At 57.9% G+C, this 17,908-nt stretch carries 17 protein-coding genes; 7 read left to right on the top strand and 10 right to left on the bottom strand.

What is annotated here, in order from left to right; all coding sequences use genetic code 11:
• Positions 1–121: 121 nt before the first annotated feature.
• From DX908_RS10530 to mtgA, 3 genes are read left to right on the top strand one after another with little or no spacing between them, the layout of a single operon-like run.
• The gene (locus DX908_RS10530; protein ID WP_116392295.1) at positions 122–652 is read left to right on the top strand and encodes a hypothetical protein; all 531 of its coding nucleotides are present in this window, start codon (positions 122–124) and stop codon (positions 650–652) included.
• 48 nt (positions 653–700) lie between these two features.
• Positions 701–1,627, top strand: a complete 927-nt coding sequence (locus DX908_RS10535) for a glycine--tRNA ligase subunit alpha (protein ID WP_116393065.1) — start codon at positions 701–703, stop codon at positions 1,625–1,627.
• The gene (mtgA, locus tag DX908_RS10540; protein WP_116392296.1) at positions 1,608–2,363 is read left to right on the top strand and encodes a monofunctional biosynthetic peptidoglycan transglycosylase; all 756 of its coding nucleotides are present in this window, start codon (positions 1,608–1,610) and stop codon (positions 2,361–2,363) included. Before DX908_RS10535 ends, mtgA begins: the two co-directional genes overlap by 20 nt.
• Before the next feature lie 8 nt (positions 2,364–2,371).
• On the opposite strand, the gene DX908_RS10545 is transcribed toward mtgA, so the two are convergent.
• From DX908_RS10545 to DX908_RS10560, 4 genes are all read right to left on the bottom strand, one after another.
• Complete coding sequence (locus tag DX908_RS10545; RefSeq protein WP_116392297.1) at positions 2,372–2,743, bottom strand: response regulator; 372 nt, start codon at positions 2,741–2,743, stop codon at positions 2,372–2,374.
• A 54-nt stretch (positions 2,744–2,797) separates the two neighbouring features.
• Positions 2,798–4,294, bottom strand: a complete 1,497-nt coding sequence (locus tag DX908_RS10550) for a two-component system sensor histidine kinase NtrB (RefSeq protein WP_116392298.1) — start codon at positions 4,292–4,294, stop codon at positions 2,798–2,800.
• Positions 4,291–4,734 carry a MarR family winged helix-turn-helix transcriptional regulator gene (locus DX908_RS10555; protein ID WP_158548675.1) on the bottom strand — a complete coding sequence of 148 codons (444 nt, stop codon included), beginning with the start codon at positions 4,732–4,734 and terminating at the stop codon, positions 4,291–4,293. The genes DX908_RS10550 and DX908_RS10555 overlap by 4 nt, the downstream gene beginning before the upstream one ends.
• A gap of 215 nt (positions 4,735–4,949) precedes the next feature.
• Positions 4,950–6,443 carry a SpoVR family protein gene (locus DX908_RS10560; protein ID WP_116392300.1) on the bottom strand — a complete coding sequence of 498 codons (1,494 nt, stop codon included), beginning with the start codon at positions 6,441–6,443 and terminating at the stop codon, positions 4,950–4,952.
• A gap of 301 nt (positions 6,444–6,744) precedes the next feature.
• Between DX908_RS10560 and DX908_RS10565 the strand changes: the two genes are divergently transcribed.
• Positions 6,745–7,323, top strand: coding sequence for a lipid-binding SYLF domain-containing protein (locus DX908_RS10565; protein WP_116392301.1), 579 nt, complete (start codon positions 6,745–6,747; stop codon positions 7,321–7,323).
• 61 nt (positions 7,324–7,384) lie between these two features.
• Here the strand turns inward: DX908_RS10565 and DX908_RS10570 are convergent, their stop codons facing one another.
• The 6 genes from DX908_RS10570 to DX908_RS10595 all read right to left on the bottom strand — a co-directional run bounded on the left by DX908_RS10570 (position 7,385) and on the right by DX908_RS10595 (position 11,993).
• Positions 7,385–8,701, bottom strand: coding sequence for a YeaH/YhbH family protein (locus DX908_RS10570; protein WP_116392302.1), 1,317 nt, complete (start codon positions 8,699–8,701; stop codon positions 7,385–7,387).
• A 117-nt stretch (positions 8,702–8,818) separates the two neighbouring features.
• On the bottom strand, positions 8,819–9,529 hold the full coding sequence (locus DX908_RS10575; RefSeq protein ID WP_116393066.1) for a protein-tyrosine phosphatase family protein: 711 nt from the start codon (positions 9,527–9,529) through the stop codon (positions 8,819–8,821).
• Positions 9,530–9,540: 11 nt separating this feature from the next.
• On the bottom strand, positions 9,541–10,332 hold the full coding sequence (locus DX908_RS10580) for a glycosyltransferase family 2 protein (RefSeq protein WP_116392303.1): 792 nt from the start codon (positions 10,330–10,332) through the stop codon (positions 9,541–9,543).
• Entirely contained in the window at positions 10,329–11,123 is a 795-nt protein-coding gene (locus DX908_RS10585; RefSeq protein ID WP_199564680.1) for a hypothetical protein, read from the bottom strand. The genes DX908_RS10580 and DX908_RS10585 overlap by 4 nt, the downstream gene beginning before the upstream one ends.
• Before the next feature lie 179 nt (positions 11,124–11,302).
• Complete coding sequence (locus tag DX908_RS10590) at positions 11,303–11,737, bottom strand: PA2169 family four-helix-bundle protein (protein ID WP_116392304.1); 435 nt, start codon at positions 11,735–11,737, stop codon at positions 11,303–11,305.
• 91 nt (positions 11,738–11,828) lie between these two features.
• Positions 11,829–11,993, bottom strand: coding sequence for a DUF1328 family protein (locus tag DX908_RS10595; protein ID WP_116392305.1), 165 nt, complete (start codon positions 11,991–11,993; stop codon positions 11,829–11,831).
• A gap of 210 nt (positions 11,994–12,203) precedes the next feature.
• Between DX908_RS10595 and DX908_RS10600 the strand changes: the two genes are divergently transcribed.
• The 3 genes from DX908_RS10600 (at position 12,204) to ppdK (ending at position 17,775) form a co-directional block, all read left to right on the top strand.
• On the top strand, positions 12,204–12,497 hold the full coding sequence (locus tag DX908_RS10600; RefSeq protein ID WP_116392306.1) for a hypothetical protein: 294 nt from the start codon (positions 12,204–12,206) through the stop codon (positions 12,495–12,497).
• A gap of 152 nt (positions 12,498–12,649) precedes the next feature.
• On the top strand, positions 12,650–15,067 hold the full coding sequence (glyS, locus tag DX908_RS10605) for a glycine--tRNA ligase subunit beta (protein ID WP_116393068.1): 2,418 nt from the start codon (positions 12,650–12,652) through the stop codon (positions 15,065–15,067).
• A gap of 38 nt (positions 15,068–15,105) precedes the next feature.
• Positions 15,106–17,775, top strand: coding sequence for a pyruvate, phosphate dikinase (ppdK, locus tag DX908_RS10610; RefSeq protein WP_116392307.1), 2,670 nt, complete (start codon positions 15,106–15,108; stop codon positions 17,773–17,775).
• Positions 17,776–17,908 lie beyond the last annotated feature (133 nt).

The raw sequence follows: 17,908 nt of genomic DNA on the forward strand, positions 1-17,908 counted from the left end.
GCGCCCATACACGAATTTGTCTGCCTGTGACGAGTAGACGGCGGTCCGCTTCTGTTTTATTGTTTTTCGGTACCAAGGGGCGGGTTCTTTTCCCTCCTCGGGCAAGCTTGGGAGGCGGGGAATGCCGGATCTGCGGATCGGTTCAAATGGTGATGTGCCCATTGGTCAATTACCGCCGCTGCAAGCGCGCGGGCCAGCATGGCTCAGCTACCCTGTTGGATCTGCGGTTTCATCGGGCGCAGCAGCCGGCCTGCCCGCAGCGGGCCTCTTCTTTTCGGGCCAGCAGGTGCCGCTCCTTTTTGTCGGAATCGTCGGCGGCTTCATGTTTGTCTGCCTGACAGCCGGGCTCCTTGTCTTTACGCCAGAACGGCGGACAGGCCCCAACCTGTTTGCGGGCGTATTTAGCGTCGGGCACACGCTTTTGCTCGGATTGCTCGCAGCCGCTTACTTCTTGCCCGGCGGGCGGGAGCTAGCAGCGAGCCTCATCACCAAAGTTCCGTTTTTGGCGGCTCTGCCGGTCCTGCCCGGATCTATTGCAGCTGTTGCACCCCTTTATCTGACGGCTTTTGTGGCTTTTTCGGTTCTGGCGCCGCTGGCGATCATTTTGTTCAGATATCTTGCGCTCAATCGGCCCTCACAACCGGGCTCGTGATCGCGCCACCGATTGCCTTTCGCGTCGGCCGAGATTAGCTACGCCTCCATGACGAATTCCGCCGAAAAAGACCCTCTATCCTTTCAGGACCTGATCCTCACGCTCCAGAATTACTGGTCCGAGCGCGGCTGCGTGATCCTGCAGCCCTATGATCTGGAGATGGGGGCAGGCACTTTCCATCCGGCGACGACCCTGCGGTCACTCGGCCCAAAGCCGTGGCGCGCGGCCTATGTTCAGCCCTGCCGCCGGCCGGGCGATGGACGCTATGGCGCCAACCCCAACCGGTTCCAGCATTACTATCAGTTCCAGGTCGTCCTGAAGCCATCACCGGCGGATATTCAGGCGCTCTATCTGGGATCGCTTGAAGCGATCGGCATTGATCTTGCCAAACACGATATCCGCTTTGTCGAGGATGACTGGGAGAGCCCGACGCTCGGTGCGTGGGGGCTTGGCTGGGAAGTCTGGTGTGACGGGATGGAAGTCACTCAGTTCACCTATTTCCAGCAGGTCGGCGGCTTTGACTGCAAACCCGTCACGGGTGAGCTGACCTACGGGCTCGAACGCCTCGCCATGTACGTGCAGGGTGTCGATAATGGCTATGATCTCGCCTATAATTCCGCAGGCGTCTCATATGGTGATGTCTTCCACCAGCAGGAAGTCGAATTCTCCGGTTATAATTTCGAGCTGGCAGATACCGAAATCCTACTCGATCAGTTCCGGGAAGCCGAGCAGAACTGCGAAGCGATCCTGAAGCGAGGCGAAGAAGAGGAGCGCAGCTTCGTCCTTCCTGCCTATGATCAATGCATTAAGGCCAGCCACCTCTTCAACCTTTTGGATGCGCGCGGGGTGATCTCGGTTGCAGAACGGCAGTCCTATATTCTCCGTGTCCGGAAGCTGGCGAAGATGTGCTGTGAGGCATGGCTGAACAGCCCGCAGGGTATGACCGAGGGCGCAGGTGCCGTCGAAAAAGTCTAAGCGGCGCAAGAAGTCGCGCTTTGCGCGATGGCGGGCGAAAATCCGCCTGCCGTCTTTTCTGACCCTGTTTAAATGGGGCGTGATGGCGGCGCTCGGCTTCGTCATTGTCAGCATCTTCTGGGTTGTTGCGCTGCGCTTTGTGCCGGCCCCCGGGACAACGCTCATGGTCATGCGAAGCTGGAGCGGGGAGGAAATCAGCCGGGAATGGGTTCGTCTTGAGGACATTTCGCCTGAACTCGTAAGAGCCGTGATCGCAGCGGAAGATACAAAATTCTGTACCCATCGCGGTTTCGATGTCGAGCAAATCAGGAAAGCTCTCGATGATGCGGCGGAAGGCAAGCGCTTGCGCGGTGCCTCGACGATCTCCCAGCAGACGGCAAAAAACGTCTTTCTCTGGCCCGGGCGGGGCTTTGTGCGCAAGGGGCTTGAGGCGTGGTATACGCTCCTTATCGAGACGTTCTGGCCAAAATCCCGCATCATGGAGATGTATTTGAACGTCGCTGAATGGGGCGATGGCTATTTTGGCGCGGAGGCTGCTGCCCACGGACGATTTGGGAGAGATGCGGCGGCATTGTCCCCTTATCAGGCATCGCTCCTTGCAGCTGTCCTGCCCAATCCTCATGACTGGAGAGCGGATAATCCGGGGCCGTATGTCAGAAAGCGGGCAGGGACATTGCAGGCTCGCATGCGTGTCGTTGCTCGAGATGGTCTCGCTGACTGCGTCCTCGCGAAATGATCGCCTGATTATCCGTTGAGCATCGTCGAGACTGCAGTGAGCAATTCATCATCTTCAAACGGTTTGAAGAGGACCGCGACAGCGCCAATCGAGTCCGCGCGGGCTGTGACCTGCTCCAGCGTCTTGCCCGGGCCGCCACCTGACATGATGATGAACGGTATGGGCGGCGTATGCTGAGCAAGCTCGCTAGCAAGCTCGAGGCCGTTATCTTCGTTCATCCAGACATCAATGATGGCGCCCGCATAATTGCCACCTGAAAGCAGCCTTCGGGCGTCATCTAGTGAGTGTACTGCCGTTGCTGCGTATCCTGCCTCATTCAGGGCGATGGACACTGTTTCGGCGACGTCCTCATTATCATCGACGACCATGATCTGGGTCATCGTCTCTCTCCTTGCAGTGCTACCTAAAAGGCCCCCTCAACACTGCCTCGATCATTATTCCATACTAGGCGATGGTATCCAAACACTGAAAGCTGCACCTTTCTCTGGCAGGGAAGTAGCCGTGACGAGCCCGCCCCAGCTAGTGGCCAGTCCCTTCACAACAGAAAGTCCCAGCCCCACGCCGCGACCCGGCGTTTTTGTCGTTACAAACGCCTCAAAGAGCCGGTCGATGATTGCGGGATCGATACCGGGGCCTTCATCTTCAATGCGCAGGCAAATGGCTTCGGTCATCCCTTTATCGGCAAATGCGCCGGGGAGGTTTTCGCTCACATGGTCGAGAGAAATGGTGACCGTGCCGGCATAATTCATGGCTTCTGCTGCATTGTTGAGCAGATTAAGCAGGATTTGACTGAAGCCTGATCGGCTGACGGCAGCCAGCATGGGTGTCGTCGGGAGGTGCGCCTCATATTCGAGGCCATTCGGGGCCAGATCCCTCGCGCTGGAGAGCGTTTCCTCAAGAATGGCGCGCAGGTCACAAGGCTCCGGGCTGTCAGTACTACGTCCTGCGAGGCTCAAGGTTCGGCGCAGGATCTGACCTGCGGTCATCACGCCCTTATTGATTTTCTGGGAATATTCCGTGCACTGCTCGCGTGTCGCATCGCCCGTCAGCTTGCGCGCATAGAACGCGACAGGGTGCAGGATGTTGGAAAGCTCATGCGCTAAGTTGCCTGCAAAATCGTTGAGTGCAGATATTTTTTGCGCCTCATACATGGCCTCGGTCAGCCGTGCATGTTCTTCGCGCAGGCGGTGGCTTTCAGATCTGTCGATCGCAAGATTTAATGTGGCGACTCGTTCGCCCTTAGCATCAAAGAGCGGTCGCGCGAAAGCAAGCCACGTACCGACACCATCTTTTTGCTGCAGCTCTAGTGTTACTCCTTCATTGTAATCCTTGTACCGCATAAAATTCTGGGCTTCCCGCTCGGCGAGTTCTGTCAATCCGTTGCCGAATGAATCGCTGAGTGTCTTGCCGACAAAGCTGTTCGCAGTCAGGTCGAGCCGTTCGGGAAGGAAGTCATTCATGTAAGTGACCCGCCCTTCAAGATCAGTAACGGCCAACGCTATCGGCAGGTCACGGAGTACCTGGCTATAGAAGGAAATCGTATCTTCGACTTTCTTGTCTGCCAGAACCTTTGAAGTTCGGTCATTGAGGACGACAACGATACTCCCATCATCCAGATGAGTGCCCGTCCCTTCGTAGAAATGTATTTTCTCCTCGGTAATGTGCCAGTGAACAATTCCATGCCAAGGGACTTTCCGTGAAATGAATTGTTGCCAGACAAGCGCGCGCATGTCTTTTCGCTCTTCCGACGCATTATCGAGCCGGAACCAGGGGATGCCTGCGATCGGCGTCGAGCTGAGCCCGCCAAGTCTGGAGAAGGCTTCGCTCTGATAGAGGATGACACCCTGGGGATCGGTCAGCGCATGTCCGATCCCGGCCTGCTCCATGACTTCGAGAACTTTCTCGGCGGGAGGAGCAGGGTGGGAGGTCATTCTTCTCTCAGGTGACGCAGTTGCGAATTGATCTTGTCGAGGATGCGGCTGAATTCCGCAATCTCTGTTTCGTCAAGATGCGTAAGGACTCCAGAGAGATCGTGAAGCGGATCTTCTTCGAGGCGACGATTGCCCTCTTCTGTCAGGCTGAAGGTCACGGCCCTGCCGTCATGGGCCGCGGGTTGTACGGATAATAGTCCGCGTTCGACTAGTGACTTGGCTGTACGAGATGTACTGCCAGATGTGTTGCCGAGATAACGTGAAAGCCCGATGACCGTCGCTGCATGACGGCCGGCACGGCTGAAATATCTGAGGGCGGACCATTGGCTCGCATGCAGATCATCACCGTTCCGGCGTTCAAGGACGCGCCGGGCAAGTTGTTCAAAAAGTTGTGCGGTGCCGCTCGCGCGGCGCTGTTGTGCCGGGTCAAAATCGGCCATGGCTCTCCCATCCATGACTATGTGTATACATGAAAGCTGCCAGTAGCAATTTTTGTTATTGACAGTTTGATGACGCTCGGTTGTATTGCGCTACTCAACCGGCGGCTAGCCGGTTTTTTATGGTTTCGGTCGTGACTGGTCTCTCTCCCCCCCAATCACCGGCATGACCACGAAGAGGCGCGGTAGCAATATCGCGCCTCTTTTTTATACCGAAACTAATCGGCGGCTTGTTCTGTCAAAGCGACTTCAAAGCCCCAAAGGTTCTCGAGATGCCGCAGAACAGACGCCTTGGTGCCCGAATCAAGCTTCCGGCCGTTAAACACGTTGTGCTGAATTGTGAGTTTTCTGTCACCTTCTAGATCGGCTGAGACGACTTGAAGGTTCGGCTCATGGAGGCCCAGATCATACATCGATGAGAGGGCCTGGCGTGTGTCGCGATATCCCTGCTCATCATGAATGGCGGCGACCTGATAATAGGGCTTCTTGCCATCATCGCCGAGCGAGAAGAGGCGGAAATCCCGCATGATCTTCGGCGAGAGATATTGCAGGATGAAGCTTTCGTCCCGGTAGTTCGCCCATGCGTCTTTCAGGGCGCCGCGCCAGTCGCCGCGACCGGCAAGATCCGGGAACCATTCGCGGTCTTCGTTCTCGGGGTTTTCAACCACGCGGACAATGTCCTGCATCATGGCAAAACCCAAGGCATACGGATTGATACCGGAATAGCGCGGGTCATCGAATTCCGGCTGGAAGACGACCGAGCTATGTGAGTGCAGGAACTCCATGATGGAGCCCTCAGAAATCCGCCCCTGATTATAGAGCTCGTTCATGATGTAATGGTGCACGAAGGTCGCGCAGCCCTCATTCATGACCTTGGTCTGTTTCTGCGGGTAGAAATATTGCGAGACGTTCCGGACAATTCGGACCAGCTCCCGCTGCCATGGCAACAGAACGGGGGAGGCCTTTTCCACAAAATAGAGAAGGTTCTCTTCGGGCAGTTTGATCGACCGGACTTCCGTCTGGCGCTCTTCGACGTCTTCCTCAGATTCTTCCGTATGGGGAAGGGTCCGCCAGATATCGTTGAAGGTCTCGCGCTCATGCTCGGCGCGGGCCTGAATTTTCTCGCGGCGCTCGGTGTCCGAAAGCTTCGGCGGACGATTGTAACGGTAGACACCCTGATCCATCAGCGCGTGGGCGGCATCGAGGATGACCTCGACTTCTTCGTGCCCGTATTCTTCCTCGCATCTGGAGATATAGTTCTTCGAGAAATCGAGATAGGTCAGAATGGCGCTGGCATCCGTCCACTGACGGAAGAGGTAGTTGTTCTTGAAAAAGTGATTATGGCCCATGCAGGCATGCGCGATCACGAGCGTCTGCATGGTCATGGAGTTTTCTTCCATGAGATAGGCAATGCAGGGGTCGGAATTGATCACGATCTCATAGGCAAGACCGGTGAAGCCCTTTTGGTAATTCATCTGGTCACGGGCAAAATGCTTGCCGAAGGACCAGTGCTTGTACATCAGCGGCATGCCGTGGCTGGAATAGGCATCGAGCATCTGCTCGGAGGTGATGACCTCAATCTGGTTGGTATAGATATCGAGACCCAGATCATTGAGGCCGATATCTTCGCATGCTTCATAGGCGCGCTGCAGGTCGGCGAATGTCCAGGCAGCATCCGTGTAAAGAAGCTCGGCTTTGGCGGTTGCGCTCATCTATCCCTATCCTTCTGGCGTTGTCCTGTGCCGGGAGGCGTCCCCACACAAGGAACCGGTCAGTCAGTCTGGCTCATCATTAGCATAAATCGCGATAGCTGAACGGACATCTAAGTTTTCGAAAATGTCTCATTTGCCTGCCGCACGGGGCCAGCGCGTAAAAAATCAAGATTTTGCCATGATCGGCCGTGAACCAATGGCGCTCATCCGAGTTTAACTGACAACGGCGGAGAAATGCGCCTTCATTTCGCGTCGCGATTTCATGTTGGCTCTTAAAGAGCGTCATTAGAGAGAGTTTGTTATGTTTAAGAATATTGCAAAGAATTCGAGTGCCCTTGTGGGCTCTGTATGTGCTGCGTCGCTTGGTCTTGGTGCGCTGACGGGCTCTGCTTCTGCGGGCGACAAGGAAGTTTTTGAAGCCGAAGTCATCGCCGCTACCGAGAATTGCGCGGCTGTTTCGCTGTCTTGCGCTGCCAATCTCGAAGATGCAGCAGGTGTCTTGATTTTCCCGAATGTTGTGTCGGCCAATCTGATCGTCGGTGGCTCAGGCGGTAAAGGCGTCCTCGTCGAGAATGGTCACATCACGGGCCATTATAAGATTGGTGGTGCATCGGCTGGCCTGCAGGCTGGTATCGACGGCACCAGCCAGATCTATGTCTTCCCGACCGATGTTGAGCTGAACAAGTTCAAAGATGGCGGTGAGTGGAATATTGGTGCGACTGCGGACATCACGGTCATCGACGCTGATGCGTCGGCGCAGGCCGATACCAGCGGTGTGCTCGCCTACATCTTCAACAGTGAAGGTCTCGAGGGGGGTGTGTCGATTGACGTTTTCCGCGTATGGGAAACCGAAGCCTCCAAGAACGGCACCAGCATGTAATCTGCGGTCCTGAGGCTGATAAAATTGAACCCGCCGGAATGTGTTCCGGCGGGTTTTTTTCTTACGCAGCTTTTCCTGATCCCTGCCGCTCCTTGGCGAACAGCTCCCGGAAGACCGGGAAGATGTCGCGGGGATGGGCGATGCGGGTCTGGGCAAATCTCGGATCAGATATGGATCTGTAGGCGCGCCATAGCTCGGCTCCGGCATCGGGATCGGAAAACACATCCATCTCCCGTTCATCGAGGATCTCGATATAGGCGTAATACTGAAGAATCGGCAGCACTTCCTGATTGAGAAGCTGGACGCAGCGCTGCGCATCGCCGGTCTGGGTATATCCGTCAGAGGCCTGCGCGACATAGATGTTCCACTGGTCGGTCGGAAAGCGCTCCTGCTGGATCTGCTGCATGACCTCAATCGCGGTCGAGACAATCGTGCCGCCCGACTGGCGTGAATAGAAGAAGGTCTCTTCGTCGACTTCCTCCGCATGATGCGTATGCCGGATGAAGACGACTTCGACCCGCTCATAGCGGCGTTTGAGGAAGAGGTGGAGCAGCATGTAGAACCGCTTGGCGAGGTCCTTCTCGCGCTCACCCATCGAGCCGGACACGTCCATCAGGCAGAACATGACGGCGGCTGTCGTCGGAATCGGGGTCGGCTCAAAGGCGTTATACCGAACATCTAGTGGGTCGATATAAGGCGCCCAGCGGCGACGGGCTTCCAACTCTTCCAGCTTGGCCAGAATGGCCTTTTTCTCTTCGATCTGCGCCTCGGAAGGGGCGGCAATTGATTCAAGCTCGAAGAGGCGTTCCTTGAGCTCGTTGATTTCTTTCGTGGACGGACGGCCAAGGGCGAGGCGGCGGCCATGCGCGTTCCGCATCGTCCTGATGAGGTTCATATTGGTCGGCGCGCCCGAGACGGTCATGCCGGCCCGCTTATACTTCCACGCCGTCATGTCCTTGAGCGACCGCTTGACCAGATTGGGAAGCTCCAGATCCTCAAAGAAGATGTCGAGAAATTCGTCCTGGGTCAGCGTGAAAGAGAAGCTGTCCTCGCCATCGCCGGAATCACTTGCGTCCTTGCCGCCTTTGCCCTTGCCGGAGGGGGGCTTGCGTAAGCGGTCGCCCGTCGAAAATTCCTTGTTGCCCGGATGGACATGCTCGCGCTTGCCGGAGGCAGGGTCGAGGCGGAAACGCGGTTCCGCGGTTGATTTCGACGGAATAGAAATCTTGCCGGATTTCTCCAGCTCCTTGACGGAGCGGTCCTTCAGGCTCTTGGCGACGGCGTCCTTGATCTGTGAACGGGCGCGGCGAAGGAAGCGCTGGCGGTTGGCGAGCGACTTGCCTTTGGGATTGAGACGGCGATCGACGAAATGGCTCATGAGGAGAAGGTAGACACATCCACCTTTCAATTCACGTAATTTGCGGGCGGTTTTGCGAAATCCTCACGTAAAAAAGACGTGGACACCCCTTTTCCCGTGATTTTGCGCTACTTTAGGCTATTCGCGCCGCAGGATGACTTCCGTCAGGAGCGAGCCAAAAGTCCCCGGTTTGAAGCTTTGCGTGACTGCATCCCGATCATAATCGCTCGCGACCCAGTCGAGGAAATGTTGCTTGTTCGGCAAAACGCCGTCTTCTAGCGCGGCCCGGCGATAGACATCAAAGAAATGATCAAGAACGCCGGTCTTGCCGGATTTCACATGGCCGTAGCGATAGGTGAGCTGATCGAGCGCTTCATCGAGCGGCTTTTCCTGCCGCAGGAATTTGTAAAGGGTTGAGCCGATCCCGGCCCGGTCCGCGCCTGATTTGCAATGCATGAGGGCGGGATATGCCATCGTCTCGAAATGCTCATTGAGGCCGAGGATGAACTCGCGGGGCGGCGCTTCGCGGGACCAGGCGCGATGATCGATCAGGCGGATGCCATTCTCGGCGCAGGCTTCTTTTTCAAGCCAGTAAAAGCCGGGCTGTTCGTCAGCGACACGCCCGCCGCCATGGACATTTCGGAGGCCGCGAAGATTGATGATCGTCTTTATGCCGCGTTCAGCCCATTCGCGGATCTTTTTCGGCGAGGGCTGATAGGTGCGCACCATTTCATCCGAAATCCAGTGCGAGTTGTCATAGGCTTTGCGGAGGAAGCCATGATCCTCCAGCAGGAGAGAACGCCACGCGGCTTTCCGGCCCTCCGGGGTCTGAAATTCTTCTTCGGTCATGAACCGGCCCATCACTTGCCGTCCTTTTTCTCGAAATGATGGCGCTCATACATTTTCACATCCTTCAGCCACCGGCCGATGGCGATCGTCATGGCAAAGGAAAATCCGTAGGCGCCTTTGAGGAAAAGGCCCTTGAGGATGTAGCGCTTGAGGAAGTAAACCGGCAGGCCGAAAATCATCCGGAAACGGAGCTGCCAGAGCGGCTTGAGCGGTGCGGATTTCGCCCGCTGCGTCATGTTGCGTTCCTGCTTGGTCAAGAGGAAGCCGATATCGGTGAACGCGTAGTGGATGATGGGTGTTTTCAGCTTTGGCACCTGCGTGCCGGACGGAATGTCGAGCTGGTCCCATGCGGCGGAGTCCGGCATCCGGATCTCGCGGGAATCATACAGCTTGTTGCGGTGGTCAGGATCGACATGCCGCCAAGGCTCGCCGACCGGCGGCGCGATGATCATGCGGAGCGCATAGATCTTGTGCGCGGGTTCACCGTTCTGGAAGAGAGCGGCGATCTCGGCGGCAAGCTTAGCGGGGATAACTTCATCCGCATCAAGATCAAGGAGCCACGGATGCTCGCAAAGGTCTTCTGCCGCGCGTTTCTGCTTGCCGGTGCCAAGCCAGTCCATCGAAATGACTTTTGCACCGGCGTCTTCGGCAAGCCGGACTGTGTCATCCGTTGAACCTGAGTCAACGACGATCACCTCGCGCGCGACCTGCAGGGCGGCGCGCACGACCTCCGCGACAAGACGTGCCTCATTCTTGGTACGGATATAGGCGGAGATGGGAGGTCTGGTCTCAGGATTTGTCATGACCCGGCCTTCTCGGGGGTGCGCATCGCCGGGGTCAAGCCTGCCGCCTCTTCACGTTCCCACAGATCCGCAATCCAAGGCGCGGGGCGGGTGTGTTTATAGAAGCGTTTGTACCATTTGGTCGGCCAGTACCCGCGAGCGGCCTCATCGATGTCGGGCCGACCGGTAAAGACCACGGTTTTGGCGCCTTCAGGCAGGCGCGGTGTCTTTGCCCAATTCAGCGGGAAGGGCGGCACGATGGAGTGCTTGAACGACAGGCACCATTCGCGCGGCCAGAAGACCTGATCGCGGATCAGGGTCGAGATATATTGCTGCTCGATCCGGCATTCCGACAGAACGCGGGCCGGGTCGGTGGCGAATTTCTCATAGATCTCAGGATGCGCCCCGGCCCGGAAGCGGAAGACACTGGTATTGCCGATGCCCTCACCGAGCTGGGTCCAGTTCTCGATCACGCAATACTGACCGGGGGCGTAATCGAACATCTCGCCCAACGGGCCGGTGATCAGAATGTCGAGATCGAGGAACAGGACATCGCCGGTCAGGCCCGCCACGCCGTCCTGCCAGACCGACAGTTTCCGCCACGGCGTCCATTCATAAGGGGAGGGCAGCGGGATCTCGGGGAGGCTTTGCGCCTCGATGCCGGGATCTAGCCCTTCGGCGTCGTCGGTCAGGCACAGGAACCTGAACGGCCGGTCCATATGGGCCTTGGCCGCCTGATAGAGGCGGTTCGCATAGGGCGCAGGATAACGCGTCCCCCATTTCATGCAGAGGATCGTGACCGGTGTGGTCATGGGCGGGCTTGTCGTTCCGTTCAGAGTTTCCCGCGCGGCTAGCACGACCATTCGCCCTTGGCGACATGCAGGGTTTCACAAAGCCGGGCACAAAAATGGCCGCCATGCGAGGGGGAACATGGCGGCCAGGGTGTCTCCTGACGGGTTTGCGGGTCAGGAGAAGAGAAAGGGCGTCAGCGTCAGACGCGATGCTCCATGCGCTCGGCATAGGCTTCGCCGGCACGGGCACTCATATGCGCTTTCTGCAACAGGCCACGCGTCGGCGGCGTGATGTCATCATCGAGCTTGCTCTCGATATATTCGGCAAGGCGCTCCTCACCGTCATCGATCGCGCCAAGGGCCGCCTTTTCGTCATCCCGGAAGAGGGAGGAGAAATCGGTCATGGCCCGGTGCAACGTGCCAAGCACCCCGCCATCCGTTTCAGGCTCCGCGCCGAGGCTTTGTGTCTGGGTCTGGAAGTCCGTGATGAGCTGCGCGCGTTCCTGACTGCGCTCCATGAACTCCGCGTGAAGGACATAATTGTCATCGGTGACTTCAGCCGCCTTGGCATAGCCCTTCTGGCTATCGATCAGCATTTTGGTGACATCTTTGAGAACGTCGACATCTTTGGTCATGGGTATCTCCATTGATCAGTATTAAGAATATAAAATGAGAGGCGGTAATTTTGGCTGGGGCCGATAAACCGGCGCCAGCCCATCTGCAGTCCTAGACGCGCCGAACCAGTCGCATGACGATCGAAACCGCGAAAAGAACGAGGAAGATGAAGAACAGCAGTTTCGCGATGGAGGCTGCGCCCCCGGCGATGCCGCCAAATCCGAAGAGTGCCGCAACAAGCGCGACGATCAGAAACATCATGGCCCAACTGAGCATGACAACCTCCTTGTTTGATAAGGAAAAGACGCGCTGAGCCGGTCTTCGTTCCGTCGTCCCGTGCGGATTACGCAGAGTTCAGATCGCTCAGGAGTTAGGGTTAACGGCCGCAGGTTTTCGGGCCGTTCTGGTGATGCCCGTCACAGCGAAGCGCGCGGGCAAATGGCATTGTCTCATCATCGAAACCGATAACCTTAACGAGAGAACACGATGAAAAAGTCCTTCGCCACCGCCGCTTTCACAGCCTTCTTTTCCGCCGCCGCTGCCCTGCATGGCGCTTTCGCCCAGACCCATGAGGCTGAAATGACGTCACAGGAAATCAGCGCCAAAGTCGCTGAGCAGACCCTCAACCTGTCGGTCGCCCTCGACGGCAAAATCGAAATGATGGACGCGCCCTTCGCCGAAAAACTCGCCGCCCTCGACAATGCCCAGCCGGGCCGCGCCCGCATGGCGCAGAACACCCGCCCGGAACGCGAGACCATCGTGCTCGCCATGGCGAATTAAGCAGGCGATTTTTCGTCAAAGCCTAAGGGTTATCGGATAAGGCGCCTCATCGGGGGCGCCTTTTTCACGTTTAGCGGGCAGAGGACTTGCTCCGGCGCGGGGGATCGGCCATTTCCTCGCAACTGCAACATATCAATGGGGCGCCTGCCTTTATGCCTGAACTTCTGCTTGAGCTGTTCTCCGAAGAAATTCCTGCCCGGCTGCAGCGCCGCGCGGCGGGCGACCTTGAGCGGCTGGTCACGGACGGGCTCAAGGCAGAAGGGCTCAAATGGGACGGCGTCAAAGCCTTCTCGACGCCGCGGCGACTGACGCTCGTCATCACCGGGCTGCCGGTCGCGCAGGCGGATCTGAAAGAAGAACGCAAAGGCCCCCGGGTCGGCGCGCCGGAAAAGGCGGTCGAGGGCTTCCTCAACTCAGCCGGTCTTGAAAGCCTCGATCAGGCGCAGATCCATGAAGACAAAAAAGGCCAGTTCTACGTCGCGGTGATCGAGCGGACGGGTCAGCCGACGGCGCAAGTGATCGCCGGGATGATGCCGGAGATCATCGCGAAATTCCCCTGGCCCAAATCGATGCGCTGGGGCGCAGGCGACATGCGCTGGGTGCGCCCGCTGCATTCAATCCTCTGCACTTTTGATGGCGAGGTCGTGCCCTTCACGATTGAGAATGGCGATCTGCCGGTGACGTCCGGCGACAAGACCTATGGCCACCGGTTCATCGCGCCCGAAGAGATCCAGGTACGGAGCTTTGAGCCCTATGCGGCGGAACTGCGCCGCGCGCGAGTGCTCCTTGATCCTGATGAGCGCGAGGAGCTGATCCTCGGTGAAGCCAGAGCGCTGGCAAAGGCGCAAGGGCTGGAGCTGGTCGAAGACAAGGGCCTTCTGGCGGAAGTCGCCGGGCTCTCCGAATGGCCAGTGCCGCGGATCGGGAATTTCGCCGAAAAGTTCCTGACCGTCCCTGACGAGGCGCTCATCGCCTCGATGAAAGGGCACCAGAAATATTTCTCCGTCATCAACCCTCAGACGGGGCGCCTGGCGCCGAAATTCATCACGGTTGCGAATATCGAACCTGCCGATGGCGGCGCGGCCATGATGGTCGGGTATGAGCGTGTGCTTGAGGCGCGGCTGTCGGATGCCTGGTTCCTCTATCATCAGGATCTGAAAAAGACCCTTGAGCAGCACGGCCAGAAGCTCAGTGAAGTGACGTTCTTTGAAGGCCTCGGCACGACGGCGGAGAAAGTCGAGCGCGTGGCGGCCTTGGCAAAGGAACTCGCGCCGATTGTCGGGGCTGATCCTGCGCTGGCGGAGAAAGCGGCGCTTCTCTCCAAATCGGACCTGACGACCGAGATGGTCGGCGAATTCCCTGAGCTGCAGGGGATTATGGGCCGCTATTATGCGCTCGAAGAGAATATTGAACCGGAAATCGCGGACGCGATCCGGGATCATTACAAGCCCGCCGGGCAGAATGATGATGTGCCCACCGCGCCGGTGTCGGTCGCGGTCGCGCTGGCGGATAAATTGGACTCACTTGTAGCTTTTTGGGTGGTCAATAAAAAGCCAACTGGTTCAAGCGATCCTTTTGCGCTCAGGCGCGCTGCACTTGGTATCATCCAGATTGTGCTTAAAGGGAATGTTCGTTTTTCCCTTTATGACCATTTCTCTCGAGTAGTCGGGCATCTAATTGAGCAGTGCGTAGATGAGGACATCCTGTCCAAACACGATGCGGAGCAAGCCGCAGCGAGCCCAGGCGAATGGTTTCAAGGAAATGACGAGCACGAACTACTAGAGCATCCCGTGTGTACGCTGCTAGGGTATGGTCCAAATGACGCAGATGTCAGATTGGCTCTATCGCGCGAAGAGCTTCATTTTATAGCTGATCCTGAGGACTGTCCCGAAGCATACGAGGCATTGCCCGAGGCGAAACGAGCTCATGATGAGCTAACACAACGATTGGCAGATATGGCGGGGCTCAGTTTTGCTTTAAGCCCTAATGATATTGAGCCGATCGAGCTGTCTGAGTACCTGCCGATTAAACGTGTTTTGCCTCTGGTAGGTCCAGACCTCCTCGCTTTCTTCCATGACCGGCTCTCAGTCTATTTGCGGGATCAGGGCTATCGCCATGACCACATCCGCAGCGTTCTGACGCCGGATGCGGATGATTTTGTTCTGGTCGTTAAAAAGCTCGAGGCGCTCAAATCCTTCCTCGACAGCGAGGACGGCGCGAACCTCACCGCCGCCTATAAGCGGGCCGGCAATATCCTGAAGGCGGAAGCCAAGAAGGGCGATTTGCCGCAAGGCGAGATCGACGAAGCCGTGCTCGAAGCCGGGGAAGAGAAAACCCTTCATGCTCGCCTTGCGGGTGCGCGGGATGCGCTCGGCCCGGCATTGGCGGGAGAAAAGTACGAGGCGGCGATGTTAGCGCTCGCAGGGCTCCGTGCCCCCCTTGATGCCTTCTTCGAGAAGGTTACGGTGAATGCGGACGACCCTGCTTTGCGCCGGAACCGGCTCCTGCTGCTTGGTGACTTCATTTCTACCTGTGGCCGCGTTGCCCAATTCTCGGAACTCGAGGGGTAATGGCGGCTCATCCATTCCATTTTCGGAAGGCCTGAGACGTGACGCAATATATCTATAACTTTGGTGGTGGGTCGGCCGACGGCCGGACCGAGATGCGCAACCTGCTGGGCGGGAAAGGCGCGAACCTTGCGGAGATGGCTTCGCTGGGTCTGCCCGTACCGCCGGGTTTTACGATCACGACCGAAGTCTGCACGGCCTTTTATGACAATAATCGTCAATATCCTGACGGTCTGAAGGAACAGGTGGCGGCCGCCGTCGCGCATGTCGAAGGCGTCGTCGGCAAGAAGTTTGGTGATACGTCAAACCCGCTGCTCGTCTCGGTGCGCTCCGGTGCGCGGGCGTCGATGCCGGGGATGATGGACACCGTCCTCAATCTCGGCCTCAACCGCGAAACCGTTGAGGGGCTGGCAAAGCTCTCCGGGGACGAACGGTTTGCCTATGACAGCTACCGCCGCTTCATTCAGATGTATTCGGACGTCGTGCTCGGGATCGACCACCATAATTTCGAGGAAATCCTCGATATCTATAAGGAAGATCGCGACTACACGCTCGACACCCAGATGACAGCCGAAGACTGGAAGTCTGTCATTGCTGAATATGAGCGGGCGGTTGAGGATGATCTCGGGCGGCCCTTCCCGCAGGATGTCGAAGAGCAGCTCTGGGGCGCTATCAATGCGGTCTTTGCCTCATGGATGAATGACCGCTCGAAAACCTACCGTCGTCTGAATAATATCCCCGAAAGCTGGGGCACGGCTGTCAATGTGCAGGCCATGGTGTTCGGCAATATGGGCGACACATCGGCGACCGGCGTTGCCTTCACGCGTGATCCTTCGACAGGCGAGAAAGCCTATTATGGCGAGTTCCTGATCAACGCACAGGGCGAAGACGTTGTCGCCGGGATCCGCACGCCGCAGGCGCTAACCAAGGTCTCCCGCGAGAAAATGGGCAGCTCGGATGCATCCCTCGAAGAGGCGATGCCGGGCACCTATCAGGAACTGATCGCGGTCTTCGAGAAACTCGAAAGCCATTACCGCGACATGCAGGACATCGAATTCACCATCCAGGAAGGCAAGCTCTGGATGCTGCAGACACGGAACGGCAAGCGGACCGCCAAGGCGGCGCTGAAGATTGCCGTTGATCTGTGTGAAGAAGGAAAAATCTCGGAAGAAGAAGCCGTGATGCGGGTCAATCCGTCCGCGCTTGACCAGCTTCTCCACCCGACACTCGACCCAAAGGCCTCACGCGACCTCCTGACCAAGGGTCTGCCGGCAAGCCCGGGCGCTGCCTCCGGCGAAGTCGTCTTCACGGCCGATGAAGCCGAGAAACTTGCAGGCGAAGGCCGCAAGGTCATGCTGGTCCGTACCGAGACGAGCCCAGAAGATATTCACGGCATGCACGCCGCAGCAGGCATCGTCACCGCCCGTGGCGGGATGACCTCTCACGCGGCGGTGGTTGCGCGCGGCATGGGCCGGGCCTGCGTCTGCGGCGCGGGCGATATCCGTATCGAACGCGACGGCAGCGGCTTTACCGCTGGGGGCCGCACCGTGAAGCCGGGTGATATGATCACCATTGATGGCTCAACCGGTGAAGTCTTCATGGGTGCGGTCGAAACGATCGAGCCTGAGCTTTCCGGCGATTTTGCCAAGGTCATGGCGTGGGCGGACAAAACCCGCCGCATGAGAGTGCGGACCAATGCGGAAACCCCGGCGGACGCGAAAACCGCTCGCGGCTTCGGCGCGGAGGGGATTGGTCTTTGCCGGACCGAGCACATGTTCTTTGACGCGAACCGCATCCTTGTCGTCCGTGAGATGATCCTGTCGGGCACGGATTCAGCGCGCCGGGCGGCACTCGCCAAGCTTCTTCCCTTCCAACGGGACGATTTCAAGGAGCTCTTCATGGTCATGCGCGGCCTGCCGGTGACGGTGCGCCTGCTCGACCCGCCGCTTCACGAATTCCTGCCGCATACGGATGAGGAAATCGCGGAAGTCGCCAAATCCGCTGGCGCGGACGCGGAAGAATTCCGCATGCGGGCTCGCCAGCTTTCCGAAGCGAACCCGATGCTGGGGCACCGGGGCTGCCGTCTTGCGATCACCTATCCTGAAATCTACGAGATGCAGGTCCGGGCGATCCTGGAGGCGGCCTGCGATGTCGCGGCCGAAACCGGCGATGCGGTCGTGCCCGAAATCATGGTGCCGCTGGTCGCCATGAAGTCCGAGCTTGAGACCCTCAAGGCCCGGATCGATGGTGTGGCAAAGGATGTCTTTGCCGAGAAGGGCCGCACGCTCGACTATCAGGTCGGCACGATGATCGAACTGCCGCGCGCCGCGCTCACGGCCGATGTGATCGCCGAGGATGCCGAGTTCTTCTCCTTCGGCACGAATGACCTCACCCAGACCGCGTTCGGCCTGTCTCGTGACGATGCAGGCTCCTTCCTGCCGCATTACATCCGGCAGGGCGTCATCGAGCAGGATCCCTTTGTGACGCTCGATCGAGAGGGTGTGGGCCAGCTTGTTCAGATCGCTGCCGACAAAGGCCGCAAAACCCGTCCAAATATTAAACTTGGCATTTGCGGCGAACATGGCGGCGATCCGCAGTCGATTGCGTTCTGCGAAGAGGTTGGATTGGACTATGTGAGCTGTTCGCCCTTCCGCGTGCCGATTGCCCGTCTCGCAGCTGCACAATCGGCCTTGTCAAACAAGCAGGACTAGTGCACTAGCCGCGCCGCTCGCGTCTTTGGCGCGGGAATTGCTTGCCTCGATGTCACGTCATTGGGGTGGAAGCACCAGATGTTTGTTACTATATCACGTTTATTGGTAGGGCGCTGTCCTCGGGACGGCACAA

The organism is Parvularcula marina, assembly GCF_003399445.1.
GTDB classification, from domain to species: Bacteria; Pseudomonadota; Alphaproteobacteria; order Caulobacterales; family Parvularculaceae; genus Parvularcula; species Parvularcula marina.

Excerpts from the sequence above, each read along its gene's own strand:
- DX908_RS10555 (WP_158548675.1), bottom strand. The coding sequence starts at position 4,734 with ATGGCCGATTTTGACCCGGCACAACAGCGCCGCGCGAGCGGCACCGCA.
- DX908_RS10590 (WP_116392304.1), bottom strand. The coding sequence starts at position 11,737 with ATGACCAAAGATGTCGACGTTCTCAAAGATGTCACCAAAATGCTGATC.
- DX908_RS10550 (WP_116392298.1), bottom strand. The coding sequence starts at position 4,294 with ATGACCTCCCACCCTGCTCCTCCCGCCGAGAAAGTTCTCGAAGTCATG.
- glyS (WP_116393068.1), top strand. The coding sequence starts at position 12,650 with ATGCCTGAACTTCTGCTTGAGCTGTTCTCCGAAGAAATTCCTGCCCGG.
- DX908_RS10595 (WP_116392305.1), bottom strand. The coding sequence starts at position 11,993 with ATGCTCAGTTGGGCCATGATGTTTCTGATCGTCGCGCTTGTTGCGGCA.
- DX908_RS10580 (WP_116392303.1), bottom strand. The coding sequence starts at position 10,332 with ATGACAAATCCTGAGACCAGACCTCCCATCTCCGCCTATATCCGTACC.
- DX908_RS10565 (WP_116392301.1), top strand. The coding sequence starts at position 6,745 with ATGTTTAAGAATATTGCAAAGAATTCGAGTGCCCTTGTGGGCTCTGTA.
- DX908_RS10545 (WP_116392297.1), bottom strand. The coding sequence starts at position 2,743 with ATGACCCAGATCATGGTCGTCGATGATAATGAGGACGTCGCCGAAACA.
- DX908_RS10560 (WP_116392300.1), bottom strand. The coding sequence starts at position 6,443 with ATGAGCGCAACCGCCAAAGCCGAGCTTCTTTACACGGATGCTGCCTGG.
- DX908_RS10575 (WP_116393066.1), bottom strand. The coding sequence starts at position 9,529 with ATGACCGAAGAAGAATTTCAGACCCCGGAGGGCCGGAAAGCCGCGTGG.
- DX908_RS10535 (WP_116393065.1), top strand. The coding sequence starts at position 701 with ATGACGAATTCCGCCGAAAAAGACCCTCTATCCTTTCAGGACCTGATC.
- DX908_RS10570 (WP_116392302.1), bottom strand. The coding sequence starts at position 8,701 with ATGAGCCATTTCGTCGATCGCCGTCTCAATCCCAAAGGCAAGTCGCTC.
- DX908_RS10585 (WP_199564680.1), bottom strand. The coding sequence starts at position 11,123 with ATGACCACACCGGTCACGATCCTCTGCATGAAATGGGGGACGCGTTAT.
- DX908_RS10600 (WP_116392306.1), top strand. The coding sequence starts at position 12,204 with ATGAAAAAGTCCTTCGCCACCGCCGCTTTCACAGCCTTCTTTTCCGCC.
- DX908_RS10530 (WP_116392295.1), top strand. The coding sequence starts at position 122 with ATGCCGGATCTGCGGATCGGTTCAAATGGTGATGTGCCCATTGGTCAA.